The 16,206-nt window shown below is 39.2% G+C and carries 15 protein-coding genes and 1 tRNA gene; 3 read left to right on the plus strand and 13 right to left on the minus strand.

What is annotated here, in order from left to right; all coding sequences use genetic code 11:
• Window positions 1-60: 60 nt before the first annotated feature.
• The 13 genes from cas2 to FQT67_RS07340 form a co-directional block, all read right to left on the minus strand.
• On the minus strand, window positions 61-354 hold the full coding sequence (gene cas2 / locus FQT67_RS07275; RefSeq protein ID WP_003044506.1) for a CRISPR-associated endonuclease Cas2: 294 nt from the start codon (window positions 352-354) through the stop codon (window positions 61-63).
• 10 nt (window positions 355-364) lie between these two features.
• Window positions 365-1,390: a type I-C CRISPR-associated endonuclease Cas1c gene (cas1c, locus tag FQT67_RS07280; RefSeq protein ID WP_046177339.1), complete on the minus strand. Its 1,026-nt coding sequence runs from the start codon at window positions 1,388-1,390 to the stop codon at window positions 365-367.
• A complete protein-coding gene (gene cas4 / locus FQT67_RS07285; protein ID WP_015057909.1) occupies window positions 1,387-2,061 on the minus strand; it encodes a CRISPR-associated protein Cas4 in 675 nt (224 codons plus the stop codon). Before cas4 ends, cas1c begins: the two co-directional genes overlap by 4 nt.
• Window position 2,062: 1 nt before the next feature.
• Window positions 2,063-2,911, minus strand: coding sequence for a type I-C CRISPR-associated protein Cas7/Csd2 (gene cas7c / locus FQT67_RS07290; protein ID WP_015057910.1), 849 nt, complete (start codon window positions 2,909-2,911; stop codon window positions 2,063-2,065).
• Between the two features lie 4 nt (window positions 2,912-2,915).
• Entirely contained in the window at window positions 2,916-4,811 is a 1,896-nt protein-coding gene (gene cas8c, locus FQT67_RS07295) for a type I-C CRISPR-associated protein Cas8c/Csd1 (protein WP_046177340.1), read from the minus strand.
• Window positions 4,811-5,539 (minus strand): type I-C CRISPR-associated protein Cas5c, encoded by a 729-nt coding sequence (cas5c, locus tag FQT67_RS07300; protein ID WP_014612478.1) that lies wholly within the window; start codon window positions 5,537-5,539, stop codon window positions 4,811-4,813. Before cas5c ends, cas8c begins: the two co-directional genes overlap by 1 nt.
• Window positions 5,540-5,801: 262 nt before the next feature.
• The gene (gene cas3 / locus FQT67_RS07305; RefSeq protein WP_143936393.1) at window positions 5,802-8,225 is read right to left on the minus strand and encodes a CRISPR-associated helicase Cas3'; all 2,424 of its coding nucleotides are present in this window, start codon (window positions 8,223-8,225) and stop codon (window positions 5,802-5,804) included.
• A gap of 266 nt (window positions 8,226-8,491) precedes the next feature.
• Window positions 8,492-11,140, minus strand: coding sequence for a valine--tRNA ligase (locus tag FQT67_RS07310; protein ID WP_046177341.1), 2,649 nt, complete (start codon window positions 11,138-11,140; stop codon window positions 8,492-8,494).
• 1 nt (window position 11,141) lies between these two features.
• Complete coding sequence (locus FQT67_RS07315) at window positions 11,142-11,705, minus strand: AAA family ATPase (protein WP_041789086.1); 564 nt, start codon at window positions 11,703-11,705, stop codon at window positions 11,142-11,144.
• The gene (locus tag FQT67_RS07320; RefSeq protein ID WP_012767323.1) at window positions 11,702-12,292 is read right to left on the minus strand and encodes a GNAT family protein; all 591 of its coding nucleotides are present in this window, start codon (window positions 12,290-12,292) and stop codon (window positions 11,702-11,704) included. Before FQT67_RS07320 ends, FQT67_RS07315 begins: the two co-directional genes overlap by 4 nt.
• Before the next feature lie 13 nt (window positions 12,293-12,305).
• Window positions 12,306-12,689, minus strand: a complete 384-nt coding sequence (locus tag FQT67_RS07325; protein ID WP_012767324.1) for a VOC family protein — start codon at window positions 12,687-12,689, stop codon at window positions 12,306-12,308.
• 354 nt (window positions 12,690-13,043) lie between these two features.
• Window positions 13,044-13,439 (minus strand): helix-hairpin-helix domain-containing protein, encoded by a 396-nt coding sequence (locus FQT67_RS07335; RefSeq protein ID WP_012767325.1) that lies wholly within the window; start codon window positions 13,437-13,439, stop codon window positions 13,044-13,046.
• 20 nt (window positions 13,440-13,459) lie between these two features.
• A complete protein-coding gene (locus FQT67_RS07340) occupies window positions 13,460-13,714 on the minus strand; it encodes a DUF1912 family protein (protein WP_003055949.1) in 255 nt (84 codons plus the stop codon).
• 227 nt (window positions 13,715-13,941) lie between these two features.
• Here FQT67_RS07340 and FQT67_RS07345 point away from each other — a divergent pair, with 227 nt between their 5' ends.
• The 3 genes from FQT67_RS07345 (at window position 13,942) to FQT67_RS07355 (ending at window position 15,923) form a co-directional block, all read left to right on the plus strand.
• On the plus strand, window positions 13,942-14,376 hold the full coding sequence (locus tag FQT67_RS07345) for a MarR family winged helix-turn-helix transcriptional regulator (protein WP_003055986.1): 435 nt from the start codon (window positions 13,942-13,944) through the stop codon (window positions 14,374-14,376).
• A gap of 13 nt (window positions 14,377-14,389) precedes the next feature.
• The gene (locus FQT67_RS07350) at window positions 14,390-15,757 is read left to right on the plus strand and encodes an MATE family efflux transporter (RefSeq protein WP_046177342.1); all 1,368 of its coding nucleotides are present in this window, start codon (window positions 14,390-14,392) and stop codon (window positions 15,755-15,757) included.
• A 95-nt stretch (window positions 15,758-15,852) separates the two neighbouring features.
• Window positions 15,853-15,923 (plus strand) — tRNA-Thr (locus tag FQT67_RS07355).
• Window positions 15,924-16,206 lie beyond the last annotated feature (283 nt).

Genomic DNA, 16,206 nt, shown 5'->3' on the forward strand with positions numbered 1-16,206 from the left:
GTTATTTTTGCGCGAGCAAGCTAGGGTTTTCTGTGAAACCTAGGTTCGCACAAGAGATTTTTACAATAATAAGACACCTTTATCTGGGTCATAGCTGTCTGAGCGACCAAGTGTTTCCACACGCCTCTGCCAATTCTTACCCAATAAATAAAAGCGAATACTATCTGTTTCCCCATCAATGATTTGTGTTAATCGGTGCTTTATATCCACAAATTCCGCGGGTGTCACAGAACATTCAAAAACAGAATTTTGAACACGTTGCCCATAGTCCACACAGAGTTTAGCAACATGACGCAATCTTTTTCTGCCCGCCGATGTTTCAGTATTTACATCATAAGTGACTAAAACCATCATATAACATCTCCTAAACCATAAAAGGTGGATAGCTTTCTAAATCTCCTCGTATGGCCTTAGCTAAAAGCTGCGCTTGCACATAGGGTAATAACATAAGTTTTACTTTTTCTTTTGTAAAAGGATGCTCTACCTCAGTATGCTTACGCTTCTGCCACAAATCAATAAAAATAGCTCTGCCATTTTCCGTCAATAAAATACTACCATTTTCTTTAAACTCAAAGTGTTTTTTCTGAAGTTGTCCTTTATTAATTAACGAAAAGACAAAACGATCAACAATATATGAGCGGAACTCTTCAACTAAATCAAGCGCTAAACTAGCACGCCCAGGACGATCCGTGTGAAAGAAACCAACATAACTGTCTAAACCGACAGCTTCCAAGGCAGATTGACATTCAAAGGTCAGCAAACTATAACCAAAAGACAAGAGGGCGTTAACACAGTCCAAGGGCGGTCGTTTACTCCGACCTTGGAAGTAAAACGTTTTTTTATTTGTTAGCACCAGGTCATTAAATATGCGAAAATACTGATTAGCAGCTTGGCCTTCAATTCCTCTTAAAGAGTCTTTATTATCTGCTGCCTGAACCATCCCTAAAGCCCATATCAATTCGTCATTAACAGCCTCAAAAAGTGTAGTATCAATCTGTTGACGATGATCTCGTTTAAAGCGTAGCAAGTATTTCCTTGAATTGGAAATTTTAGCCAAAATAAACCGCTTTGCGTATTCTAAAGATTCCTCACGATCAGATAAGCGATAATGCTCTCTACGCAACAACACATTCCCATTGGTTGAACCAATATAGCGACCACAAAAACGCCCTTGTGGTGTGTGAAATGATAAATTAATCTGATTTTCCGTACATAATTTAACCAAAGCAGGTGACACACCCAAATAAGAAAAACAGACAATACCGTCAATAATCCGAAACGGAAACCGTTTAAGAACCTTCCCTTCTTGCTTGATGACAATATTGTCACCCTCTTTGGTGACATAAAAATCTTCTTGCGTCAAATACAGGGTATTTAGCAACTTTTTCATAGGTTCATCTCCTCACTTGTCATAGCCTCATTGATGTAACGCGACACACTCCTTGTTTTCTTACTCAATCTGGGCTTACAAATATCGACTAAAGAACAAAGCTGACAGTTTTTAAAATAAGCTGCTTTAGGTAGCATTTGACTCTGATAAACCTTATGCATCTCTGTGGTTAATTCCCTTACCTCTTGACGCAAAGCTGATGTCATTTCAACAGTCACTCTTTGATTGACACTATGGTAATAAAGACAACCTTCGTTAATGTGACAGCCTAGCGTTTCTTCTAAACACATGGTCTGAGCCACCAACTGGACGATATCCCTTGTATCTTTCTTAGGTTTTCCGCGCTTGTATTCCACAACTTTTGGCAACCATTTCCCACGTTTTCCCCTCAAAGACACACCTTGATCATCTTTATAAAATTCCACCACATCCATAATTCCTGAAAGTCCAAGTTCTGCAGAAGAAATGGGCATAGCACGTGAGACCAAAAGATCTTTTCGTTTTTCTTTAATGTAAGGATTATCTGCTTTAGTATGTAGAATTTGTCCATGCGCTGTCGCTTCATTATCAAGCCATTGTTGCTCAATATGGATCAACGCCCATTGACGTTTACAAAATTGGAAATGCTGAATACCTGATAGCATTAAATAATCATCTTCGGCATAGACCATACTAGAGTCCTTCTAGGATTTCAACCGTTAAACCTTTCGCTTCATATTTAGCCAATTTTTCTTGATTTAGATGAATCTGATAAGCGTCATAAGTACTTTTCTCTTCTATTGATTGATGATACTCTAACAAGTCAAAGACACGCGCACTTGAAACATTTCCCAATTTGCTTGAATGCGTAAACCAAAAGACTTCACAAACTCGCATAGAGCCTTCCGGACGTGCAGACGACGCATCATTTTCAAACAAGCTAACCAAAACTTCTTTAATAGCCTCAGCATCTTCCTGAGAAAAACCAGTCTTTTCAGCAAAATAAGCATTGATAGAACCTTTAAGTACATACACACCATAATCTACAAAATGTTTTGTCCCCATAGTATCAGAAGAGCGGCCACTATTATTCTTAGCTTCCATACCATTGGTACTACGCGTAATTTGAAGGCTGGAAATGACAATCGGCTCCAAGGATTTAGCCATACTGATGGAAACTGGTCCACGCACCCCAATTGATTTTTTCAGATAAGTAAAAACTTGTCCAAAAGCACGAACATCAAACCATAATGCATTTGCTTTTTCTTCAATTTCTTTGTCAGGTGTCTTAGCTGTAAAATGTTGTGAAAAGCGTCTTTCTAGTGAACGAAAGTCATCTTCAATACGTTCATTAGCTTGCACAAAAATAGACTTCCCCATATCTTGCAAACGATTACGAATCTTACGTTTGATGGAGACATCACTCATCACACCATATCCTTTGGCATCTGTACGAGGCATGTTTCCATTTAAGGGATCACCATTTGCATTTGCTTCTTTCACTTCAAGAGTTACCATAAAATCAATTTTGTGTTCCAACATCTTTTTACTCCTCACTTTCTGTTACTTCAGTGTTTTGTTTTGTATAGTAATAGTTTTTCTCAGCATAATACCCAAAAATAAAGCGGTAATCTAAGGGTTTTTCCATTGTTTCTGTTTCTAACAGAGGATTTAACAGTTCTAAAATCTCTTCTTTTTCTTTTTCTAATTTCATCCAACTGCCACGACGATTTAATTTCAATGGTTCTTCGTAAGGCTTAATTTTATTTTCCAATAACATCATCAATTTTGTTGGTTGTCCAGTATAGGCTGTCCAATAACGTTCAGCATTGGTAATACGGTCGTTATTGTTTCCATCCAAGCCATAACGCAAGGTCTCGATTAATTCAAAAATTGCTAATAATCGTCCAAAAAGATAGGAACGATTTTGATTGGTATGATCTAGCATCGGTGAAAATTCCTCCCCATTTTGTTTGTGTAAAATTGCTAAGCAGACCTGCTCAACTTGATACCAGTGCTTACGGTAACGATGTCGTTCTTTAACATTGTTACCTAACTTTTTGACAATGGACTGTGGCATCGGTTTACCATCAATCAAACTTGCCACTAACTTTTGAATTTGATCACTTTTGAAGTTATCATTATCTAATTCAAGGAAGCGATCCCTATCAACCCCGTAGGACACATTAAGGATGTCATGAAAAGTAGGGGTTCTTAAGCGACTTTTCCCAAACTTAGATCGCGACTCCCAACTGTATGTTTCCTGCCACTTGTCAAGATTGGTGAGTAATTGGGACGCTTGAAGCTGACGAAAATATTTTAAAGCAATCCGCCCATTGCTGGTTTTATTCAAAATAGCAACGTAGTAAGTGGCATCATTAGCAAATAATTTTTGTCCCTTGATGAATGATTTACCAATTCTTTTATTGTCTTCAGTTGCTAATGCTATAACAGGAGGCGTATCGTCATCATCATCTTCTTCAAGTCCATCATCAAAGATTGGTGATACAATATCCAACCGACTATCATTTGTTAAATCATCGCTGAACCAGTTGATTAAATATTGAGAGGACCCTAACCAAGTACTGGTATTTTTATTTTCTAAAAGATACTTGATCATTAAATGAATCTTTTCGGAAGTTTCATAGCCAACACTAAAAACATCTTCGCGTTCTCTAAAACGTCCTTTATAAGCTTCTCTTTTATTACTAACAGAGATGATTTTAGCATTCCCCATCAAACCTCTATGCTTATCGGTAAGCTGTTCCTCTCGTCCACTAATATTACAAATACCAAGATTTTCACGATTTGCTTCAACAAAAGAAATATAGGATTGGTGTAAGGCTTTAAATGTCGAAACCGATTCATTTTTAAAGCCCTGGAACTGATCAATTGAAAATTCTAAAAAGCAAGCTGATAAATCAATTAATTTTTCTTTTCCAGTGGCATCACAAAATGTGACTTTTAATTGATTATGTTGATAATCAGGACCAATTAAAGAATCAAGAATCAGTGTCAGAAATTCTGGTTTCAAAATAAATTGCTGAACAATGGTTAAAAACCTCTTGACGTCACCCTCCTCACAATAATCAATCCAGTTATTCAGTTGCTTATGAAAAGAATCATACTGAGTCTGCCCCATTTCAGCACTATAATAAGCAAATTTATCGACTAGGGGATGCGGTGCAGGATGACTACCTGACCTAGCAACAGAATCAGCCGTTACAGGAAAAATAATCATTTGCTTATCTGCCATAAATTCTGCCTTGTGAAACTGGCCATCTTTGTCAAGTTTCACTGAAATGATATTTTTACCATTTGACTTTAAACTCGTATGATAAAGCGGCAGTAAAACCGGCTCATTATTTCTTTTTTGATGATCAACCAAGTCTGCTAGCTCTGCTTTTTCATAAGTCTTCAAGAGAGAAGTAAAAAAATCCATCAGTTTTCTCCTTTCTCCATGGCATCATACTCCATGCATTCATCGTTAACCGATTTTATCTCCTCTGGTGCTTTAAAAGCATAACTAGAGAGCGTGTTAACAATATCGCATTCAGACTGTGCTTTAAACGTAATAACTCCATTTTTCATCACAGTCTTTGTAAAGTATGATTTTAATGGTGTCTTTTTGTCCTTCGGATAGGCAAAGGAATGGAACATGATTCCCAAGTCGATATTGACACCATTATAATACGACACAGTAGTCTCATACTCTTCTTGGCTGATATCATCTACAAGCCCTAAACATTCTCTTGTACCCAAAAACACATCTCGACGTCCCCCTTTACGAATAGAACGCTCCATAATGGCTTCATGTTTAGCTGGAAGTCTATCTGAGTTCAAATCTTTTCTATCTTCATTCCAAACAAAATGAAACTTGATCAGATAAACAACATCACTCAAATAGGATACATAACTTAAATCTGCACTATAATCATGTAACAGAGCCCTGACACCCTGTAATTCGGTTTGAATCTGGTTAATAATTTTAACCTCTGTGACGATATTAGTAAAGGTCGGCTTATAATAGATGGCATCAACTATACCATTCAGCGCCTGTCTAGTTGGAACCGAATAGGATGCACGTTCCGATCCCCCTTTTGTGGCTGGATTTGTAAAAAGGGCTCGCTGACCACTTACTCTCACGTAGAAGTCTCTAGATTTGTACAAGCTACTTTCCTCCTTCTGTCTTTGATAATCTTATTTTATCAATAAGTGCTTAAGATGTCAATATTTTTATTTCTATATTTAGTTGTTATTATTTATGTAGTGTGTAGATTGAGCAAATTGAAATGATAGAATAGTTTTGATACAATGTACTTATCATAGTACTTCCTATGTGGATTGAAATTATATTTAGTTATTATGAGCGATGATTGGCAGGTTAACAAGGTCCTCTACCGACCTTTTGTTAATCTGCTTTCGTTTTGAGTTAGAAGTAAAAGCTAGCTGAATCGTATTTAACTCCTCTTTCTGTGTCATAATACTCCGACGTCAAAACCAGAATCTGACCATTTAGATAAGTTTTTGTTGCCTCAAGGAGAGGATCGTTCTCGCGGACATTAACCGTGAAAGGTTGTAAGTCTTTTAGTAATGATTTTATCGTTTGATAATTTTCTGCTGATAAAAAATGTGACGCACCTAATTCTTCTAAATAAGCTAACTTTTTCTTAGCAACACCATAAGGTACGAGAATTCCTATCATGTCATTATTGATGAGGTTCATTTTGGCTCCTGCTGTTTTAAAAGCTTGTTTTAACTTACCTTTGAACTTTTTATTTGCCGTCTGATAAATATTAAGGCTTAAATAGTCGTAGATTGATAGGTTGTCTTCCAAAGGATAATCCATCAGTCCCTGATTATTGGCATAATAATACTCAAAAAAGTCACGGTTTAAAGTTGAGATATCAATTGGAGACCCAATCTTATGAAGAATAGATTCTGTGGCTTCTTTTTTAGCTTTTATTTCTGTCAGCCTAGAAATATTTTCCTCTTCATTGGTCAGATTGACAAGAGTGACTTGCCCTTTATCTCGTTTGCCTTCTCGATTACATCGTCCAGCAGCCTGAACAATAGAATCAATCCCTGAATAGGAACGAATGACACGATGAAAGTCAACATCTACACCTGCTTCTATTAATTGTGTGCTAATACAAATAATAGGGGTATTATTTTGTAACTCCGTTTTGATCTTAGCAACCAAGTCAAGCCTATGCTGCGCACACATATTCGTCGAAAGCTGATAGATCGGTCTATCAGTCATGTCTTTGAGCATAGTATAGCAGTTATGAACCGTTTTTTTCGTGTTAAAAATAGCAAGAACTGAGTTTTCCTCTCCTAAAATAAGATTAATAACATCAGTCAAGTAAACTTTCTGATCACTATCATCAAATTTTCTAAGCTCTGTCCTTGAAAAAATCTGTTTTTCTTCAATCGTTAACTCAACGATTTCAGCTAATTCTCCCAAATTCCCTCCATAACAGATACGATGGTCAATCTCTGAAGAATCATAAGCAGGTTGTGTTGCTGTACAAAGAACGATGGTTGTATCCATAACTTTATTTAAAAAATTCATCGTTAAATTAAACAAAGTGGTGACTTCAATAGGCAGTGACTGAACTTCATCTAGAATCACAACACTATTAATCAAACTTGAAAAACGTCTCAAATTAGCCGATTTTGTTTTAAAAAGCGTTTGGAAAAATTGAACCATAGAAGTCAATACTACTTGACTATCCCAGCTATCAATAAGATAAGCTGACAATAAACTGTCCTTGTCATCATCTTCATTAGCCTGTTTAACCATATTGGAATGGTGTTCTAGAACGCCAAGGTCACCCGTAACTTTTCTAATTTCGGAAGCATTTTGCTCAAGGACCGAAAGAAAGGGCGTTATGTAAAAAAATCTTGATTTGTCTTGATGAACTAATTGGTGAAACGCATAGCGCATACTAAGATTAGTCTTGCCAGCTCCTGTCGGTAAATCTAAGCGATAGATCCCTTTGGAATCCCGTTTACCTCTTTCTTTAACACGCTCAGCAATTTCTGTCCGGATAATATTTAACTGATTGTTTGGTCGTCCAAAGCTAGCATATTTTTGTTCGATGGCAGCTAAATAGGAGTGTTTTAGAAAGGATCGCTCTGTTTTATCCATAGGACTTATCTTAAGGCCATAGGCATTTACTGTGTCCAAAATATCAGCGTTTTTTAAGAGTGACAAGTAAAGTCTCACCATACAAGACTGATAATAATCCCACTCACTCTTATCTTGCCAGTTTAAGGAAGACATGGCTTGTTGGTAATTATCAAAAGCTTTATCAATAAGCTCCCTTAAATCTTTGTAGCCATAATCACATAATTTTTCTTCTAATTTTAGAGCGTACCCTTTAATATCTTCATGATAGTGATAACCATCTAAGTCTCTATTGATACGATTTTTAAATTTATTAAAGCTATAATATTCAGCATCGTCAGAAGAGTAGCATAAATCATACATCCCATGATGAGCAGAGATGACATACCCCACCATTTCGTTGAATGTCATTCTCTCATTTTTATCAACCCCTCGGTTTTTTAGATGAGGCCCAATAATAGAACATAAGTATTTTGCCCCTGCATAAGAGTGATCAACATGCCGATTGGGATTATTTAATAATTTATCTTGAAAGGCTCGATCAGCTTTGCCTAGATCGTGGTATAGACCAATTAAAAAAAGCACATCTCCTTGACCAATTATAGATGCTTCCTGTCGACTAGAACAGGCCACATGCCATAAGTGCTCATCTAAAGACTGCTTTTTTTCAGATTCTTGTTCTGTTTTCTTTTGATAATGTGCCAACGTTTGCTTAGTCATCATCAGCTTCTCTCCCTTGTCGCTAACTCATATCCCTAAATGATATATTAACATTTTTGCAAACAAATGTAAACGGATACAATAGTTGATACTTCCCAAAAAGGCCTCTAAATTAGTTGAGAAAAAAACAAGAATCTTGATGACTCAAGATTCTTATTAGGAGTTCTGTAAAAAGAAATTATTTTTCGGCTAAGCGTAGTTTAGCTTAGGAAACTTAAACCTAGCTTAATTGGAGGGTAAAGTGCCCTATTAAGAGGGAGCTTGGCTACTTACCCTACCAACTTTTGCATCTCTACAATCCGTTCTTGGGTTGCGTCGTATTTGGCTTGGTAGTCAGCTTGTTTGTCTTTTTCTTTTTGGACAACTTCTGGTTTGGCGTTGGCAACAAAGCGTTCGTTGCCGAGTTTTTTGCCGACCATGTCCAGTTCTTTTTGCCATTTAGCCAGTTCTTTATCTAGGCGAGCGAGTTCTTCTTCCACGTTAAGCAAATCTGCTAGTGGCAAGTAGATTTCAGCACCTGTGATGATGCTGGTCATAGCCAGCTCTGGCGCAGCAATGGCTGAGCTGATTTCTAATTTTTCAGGATTGGTGAAACGTTTGATGTAGTTCACGTTGCTGGTGAAGAAGTCTTCCAACTCACTATCTGCTGTCTTCACCAAAATGGTGATTGGTTTTGATGGTGCCACGTTAACTTCAGCGCGCGCATTACGTACAGCACGGATAAAATCTTTCAGACTTTCCACACCTTTATGCGCAGCCTCATTTTCAAAAGCAGGAGTAACCGTAGGGTATGCTGCGGTCACAATAGAACCTTGGGCATATTGGGCATAGATTTCTTCGGTTACAAATGGCATGATTGGGTGAAGGAGACGCAAGATTTTGTCCAAAGTATAAAGAAGGACAGAGCGCGTGATAACTTTCTCAGCTTCGTTGTCGCTATACAGCACTTCCTTGGTCAACTCCACATACCAGTTGGCAAATTCTTCCCAAATAAAGTTGTAAAGAATGTGTCCTGCCACACCAAACTCAAACTTGTCAAAGTTTTCTGTCACTTTAGCGATGGTTTCATTGAGATTGTGGAGAATCCACTGGTCAGTCACATTTCCAGCATCTGAGGCAGCTACCTTAGCCACATTACTTTCAGCTTCTTCCAAGGTCAACCCTTCATTATTCATGAGGATATAGCGAGAAATGTTCCAAATCTTGTTGATGAAATTCCAAGAGGCGTCCATTTTTTCGTATGAGAAACGCACGTCTTGTCCTGGGGCAGAGCCGTTTGAGAGGAACCAACGTAAGCTATCGGCACCGTATTTCTCAATGACATCCATCGGATCAATCCCGTTCCCCAATGATTTAGACATTTTGCGTCCTTCTTCGTCACGAATAAGACCGTGAATCAGGACATTTTGGAATGGCTGACGCCCGGTAAATTCAAGCGATTGGAAAATCATACGTGACACCCAGAAGAAAATGATGTCATAACCTGTTACTAAGGTTGAGGTTGGGAAATAACGTTTGAAATCTTCTACATCTGTGTCAGGCCACCCCATAGTTGAGAACGGCCATAAAGCAGATGAGAACCAAGTGTCAAGAACATCTTCATCTTGAGTCCAGCCATCACCTTCTGGTGCTTCTTCGCCAACGTAAATCTCACCTTCTGCATTGTACCAAGCAGGAATTTGGTGACCCCACCAAAGCTGACGCGAGATTACCCAGTCATGGACATTTTCCATCCATTGGAGGAAGGTATCGTTGAAACGTGGTGGATAGAAATCTACTCGGTTATCTGTTTCTTGATTGTCCATAGCTTGTTTAGCAAGCTCATCCATTTTTACAAACCATTGGGTGGATAGACGAGGCTCAACGACTGCACCAGAACGTTCTGAGTGACCTACTGAGTGAACACGTTTTTCGATGTTTACTAGGGCACCAAGTTCTTCAAGTTTAGCAACGGTAGCTTGACGAGCTTCAAAACGGTCCATGCCTGCAAAGTCGCCAGCTAACTCATTCATGGTACCGTCATCGTTCATGACATTGACTTGTGGTAGATTATGGCGTTGACCAACCTCGAAATCGTTAGGATCATGGGCAGGCGTGATTTTCACAACTCCAGTCCCAAATTCAGGGTCAGCATGCTCGTCACCCACGATTGGAATCAATTTATTCACGATTGGTAAAATAACATTTTTGCCAATCAAATCTTTGTAACGAGGATCTTCTGGGTTTACGGCAACGGCAACGTCTCCAAACATGGTTTCTGGTCGCGTTGTTGCCACTTGAAGGGCGCGTGAGCCATCTTCCAACATATAGTTCATGTGATAGAAAGCTCCCTCAACATCCTTGTGGATAACCTCGATGTCAGAAAGGGCAGTTCTGGCAGCAGGATCCCAGTTGATGATGAATTCACCACGGTAAATCCAGCCTTTTTTGTAGAGGTCAACAAAAACCTTGCGAACTGCTTTTGACAAGCCCTCATCAAGGGTGAAGCGCTCACGGCTGTAGTCCACAGAAAGCCCCATTTTGCCCCACTGCTCTTTAATCGTAGTGGCATATTCGTCTTTCCACTCCCAGACCTTGTCTAGGAATTTGTCACGACCAAGGTCGTAACGAGAAATCCCCTGCTCGCGCAGACGCTCCTCTACCTTAGCCTGTGTCGCAATTCCTGCATGGTCCATCCCTGGAAGCCAAAGCGTATCAAAGCCCTGCATGCGTTTTTGACGAATGATAATATCTTGAAGTGTTGTGTCCCAAGCATGTCCCAAGTGCAACTTACCAGTCACATTTGGCGGTGGAATCACGATAGAATACGGTTTTGCTTTTTGGTCTCCTGATGGCTTGAAAACATCTGCATCAAGCCATTTTTGATAGCGACCTGCCTCAACCTCGGCAGGATTGTATTTAGGTGATAGTTCTGTCATCTTAGTTCTCCTTGATATGAGTCATTTTTTGGATAATAAGCTGCGCTGTTTCAGCAGCGGTGAGATGGGTATTATTGATTTTTTGGTAATGCGTGAGCGTTTTGGGTGGTTCTTCTGGATTAAAAACAGCATATGCCATCGTGGATTGAATATCTTGTTCTGACCACTCGATGTTGCGTTTAAAAGGTTTATGTTTGAGACGATTTTCTGTGCGATTGCGCTTGAGGCGTTCATTGACATCTGTTTCCAATTCAACAAAGAGAACCTCTTGGTCATAAGACTGAAAAACAGCCTGAATCTTGTCAAGAAATGCCACATCATTTGGATCATTGAAATCAATCACGATGGTGAAAATCATTTCTTGGCCATTCTTGGCAAAAGTCTCAAAAAAGTTAAACCGAAGACGCTCTATCAAGGCTGTGCTCTCTTGAGACCAAGGCATAAAGCGCAAAACAAAATCAATGGAATCGTGATTATGAAACAAGGTCATACCTGTCTGCTCGGCAATTTCCTGCCCAATAGTCATCTTACCCGACGCTTGAGCTCCGATAATGATAAGGTTCATTTCCTTTTCCACGCCTCCCACTCACTTCTGAGTAAGCCAAAACGCATGTCGCCACAGCGTCGGCCTTGAACGTCCTTACGGTCACGAACATTAGCTTCCAAGATAAAGCCTAGTTTGCGAGCGACTGCCTGACTTTGCTTGTTGTAGTCGTAGCAGCCCAGCTCAATTTTATGCAAATCGATCAGGGTAAAGCCAATCTCAATCAGGGCGGCAGCCGCTTCTGGGACAATGCCCTGTCCCCAATAGTCTGGATGGAGCAGGTAGCCAATCTCAAAAACATCATCTGCCCGTCGATGATTAAAGTCAATTGAACCAATCACTTTGTCATCGCCTTTTAGGGTAATACCATAGCCTGATGGTAGTCCCTCTTTTTCAAGATTGGCGGGATAAATGTCTTGAAGGTAGGTGATTTCATCTGCTAAACTTTTAACAGGCGGAAAACCAGCAGGATAACTGACCTCAGCCAGTTTAGCAAAGGCAAATATGTCCTCGGCGTCCTCTAATTTTCGTTGACGTAATACTAGCCGTTCTGTTTCCACTTTGGGCAAAGCTTTGCCATTGTATGCTTCTAGCATCTTAACGATCATCCATCACCTTCTTTCAATTCCCCACCACCTCTATTTTGATTCCATCTGGGTCTTCAAAATAGAGAGCGTAGTGATTCTCTCCTCCTGCGTAGGGATAGCGGTCCTCGTAGAGGAGATTGACACTTCTGGTAATCAAGTCTTTTCTCAGTTGGTCAACTTGTTTACGACTGCCACCATAAAAAGCTAGATGATTGAGGCCTATTCGGCAACGATGGTAGCCTACTTCAAGGAACTCAGCTGGTGTTTGGACAAAAACGATGTAGTGTTCTGACTTTTTGAAAGAGAATCCATCCTCCCATTCTTGATAGGGATAATAGCCTAGTTTATTCAAAAGTGGTTCATAAAATTCACGTGACTTTGCTAGGTTAGATACATAAACCTCAACATGATGTAACATGATTTCCTCCTTTTGAAACTACCTGTCTCAACAAAAATTTCTAGTGGACTTTTCCTATTCCATACATTAGTTTTGACAAAAATTCGATAATAATTTTTCCAAAACGTCAAAATCCCCATCCAGCTTACACTAGACAGGGACGAATTTCGTATTACGATTTCCGCGGTACCACCACTGTTTCAGACCACAAAATGGATCTGCTACTTTTCATATCTGATTTCTGATCCTCAGCTACCAGCCTTGACATCTGTGCGGATTTCTCAACACCACCGCTCTCTGTAACAGACCAACTCAATGCACCTCTGATTGCTAATATTCTAACAAATTTATAGGCATTAAGCAACGAGAAGATGACTATTTTTTCAAGCTTGCGCCATTTTCGACCAATTTTTTAACCGTTGCTGGACCAATACCTTTAAGAGCAAGAAGGTCTTTTTCCGTCCACTCCTTAAAAGCTTGCGCTGAATGAATGCCTTCTGCATATAAGGTTTCCACAAGATCTGAGCGAATCCCTTCCACAACTGCTAAGGCTGAAAACTCATCTAGAGAGAGGCTTTCATGAGGAGTGGTTAGGTTGCTGATGGTTTGGCTTCCTTTTTCCACAAGGTCCTTGCTGACTGTCATCGTCTTGTCCACAGCTGTCCCCACACTTTCAACTGCCTTATCAAAAACTTGACCTGCTTTTTTTAACAAACCATTGCGCTTCATTTCTAACTTCAATGCTTTTTTACGATTTTTTTGTTTTGCCACTGTTTCGTGTCTCCTTGTCCTTAATAATGCCTTGCTCCAAATAGGTCATCCGGAATATCATGAAAGGCTTTGCCATTTTTATAATTGTCAAATTTACCTAGTAAAAATTCGTAGGCATCTAATTTGCTTTCGTAGCGAATAAAGGCGTCTTTAGCTCTCTCATCGCCATCTTCTTGAGCTACCTGTTGACTGGTGGTCATGGCTAGCTGATTGACTTGAATCTGGGTTTTAACCCAGTCTTCAAAATCTCTTAAAAATTCTGCTTCATAAGACATGTTGAGTTTCCTCTTTCTGAAATCATCCTTACTATTATACCATAAGGCATGGCTCTTGTGCTATCTTATTCAAAAAAAGCTCATCAGTAATAGGATATGACTTAGAATGGAATGGTCATTGAGAAAACACTTTCCTTAATTTTTTTAGATAATCCTCTAGAAAAAAGATAGGAAGCTATGTTATACTATTGTTCCATAGGAAACGATGTATTTAGAAAGGAAAGACAATGCCTAATCATCATATTGGTATTTTAATCAAGATGGCCAGTCTAGCTTTTGACCGTACTGCCAATCAGTTACTAGCCGATGCTGACTTAACACCAAGTCAGTTTAAAATTCTTAAATACCTAAGCACTCACCAAAATCAGTTAACCAGACAGATTGATTTGGAAACCTTCTTTAAAATGTCCAACCCAACCGTTACTGGGTTATTACAGAATTTAGAGAAAAAAGGGATGATTGAACGACACCCTCATCCTCAAGATAAACGTTGCAATATCATTAGATTGAGTGAGGCAGCTAGCTTGAAAGCTGATGATTATTTGCAAAAAAGCCAAGTCATTGAAGAGCAGTTTACTCAAGCACTGTCTGAAGCAGATCGGTCTCAGCTCAGACAACTGCTACAAACTCTCATTGATCACAACCCTCAACAAAAGCATTGATAGAAAGGACACCATGCAAACCAATAAATTACAAACAGCTCCTATTCCAAAATTACTAGCCACTATGGCTATGCCAGCGATTATCGCCAACCTCGTTAACTCCCTCTATAATATTGTAGACCAGATTTTCATTGGACACGGAGTTGGGTATTTAGGAAATGCAGCAACTAGCGTCGCCTTCCCCCTTACGATTATCTGTTTAGCCTTCGGCTTAACCCTTGGTTTAGGAGGGGCCTCTAATTTTAATTTATCTTTAGGCCGTGGGCAAAAAGAACGAGCAGCTCATGTTATCGGAAATGCTATTTTCCTATCATTGGCCCTCGGAGTACTCATTGGTGCAGTGATTATCCTATTGTTAAAGCCTCTACTTATTTTATTTGGGGCTACTGATGCAACCTTGGCTTATGCCGTTGATTACACTGGTATCACAGCATTCGGGATTCCTTTTTTAATGTTTACCATGAGCCTCAATCCCTTGGTCAGAGCGGATGGCAGCCCAACTTATTCGATGATGGCCATTGTGGTTGGGGCCATCTTAAATACGATTTTAGACCCTATCTTTATTTTTGGCTTTCAATGGGGAATTAAGGGGGCAGCATTTGCAACCTTAATTAGTCAAATTCTTTCTGCCCTCTTTTTAGGCCTTTACTTTAGACGATTCAAATCCATTCACCTCAAAAGTAGTGACTTTAGGTTGGACCGTGATGTGATTAAAAGCATTGTCAGCGTTGGCTCTTCATCTTTTATCTTTCAATCGTCCACCATGTTGATTCAAATTGTCACTAACAATATGTTGCGTAAATATGGTGCCGAATCCATTTATGGTAGTGATATTGCCATTGCTGTCGCTGGGATTGTTATGAAAATTAATTCCCTTTTTATTGCGGTTATTATCGGACTGGTTCAAGGCGCTCAGCCAATCGTTGGGTTTAACTATGGGGCACGTCAGTTAGAGCGCGTTAAGGAGACCACTGCTCTGATGCTAAAAACAGCTATTGTCATTTCTCTGGTTGCCTTTTTAGCCTTTGAACTCTTCCCTAAGCCTTTTTTGACCTTATTTGGTCATGGCTCTGCCCTTTATTTCCAGTTTGGTATCAAATACGTCCGCGTTTTCCTCTTTTTTGTCATTCTTAATGGGGTTCAAATCGCATCCACAACCTTTTTCCAAGCTATTGGTAAAGCCAGCATTGGCGCCTTCTTGTCTCTAACCAAACAAGTTATCTTTCTCTTACCTCTCTTATTTATCCTCCCACATTTCTTTGGTGTAGAGGGCGTGATGTTTGCTGGGCCGATTTCGGATGCTATTGCTTTTATCACTGCTTTAACTTTCCTAAGACGGGAATTTAAGCGCATGCCCCACGATTTACGGGTGACGCATTAACGAACATTAAGCTGCCTAAAAGGCGGCTTTTAAAATCGATTTTTTTGAAAGAAAGGCTTGCACCAACTCACAAGTTATAGTATTATAGAAAAGTAGCCGCTATAGTTAAATGGTATAATAAAGCAATGGTAATGCTTCGTTCCGAGTTCGATTCTCGGTGGTGGCATCTTTTATATGAGGAAACCTTATTATGAGAAGGTTTCTTATTTTTTTTATTCAACCTGATATATTTCCGAAAAACACTCTTATCTTTTCTACTTCTAAATTTTCTTTTCATTAATAAGATGTTTATACCTTTTTTTATCTGCAAATCTAAAGAAATTGCTTCAAATTCAGCTTCTTTTTTCGTGGAGAAAGCTGAATTTGATTTTACTAAATTTTCTTCACAAAATACTTTCGTTCTACTATCCCCAAAATAATATCTTCATCCTTTATTTCCAGAATAACTT

This window comes from Streptococcus sp. NCTC 11567 (assembly GCF_902141215.1).
Lineage (GTDB): Bacteria > Bacillota > Bacilli > Lactobacillales > Streptococcaceae > Streptococcus > Streptococcus dysgalactiae.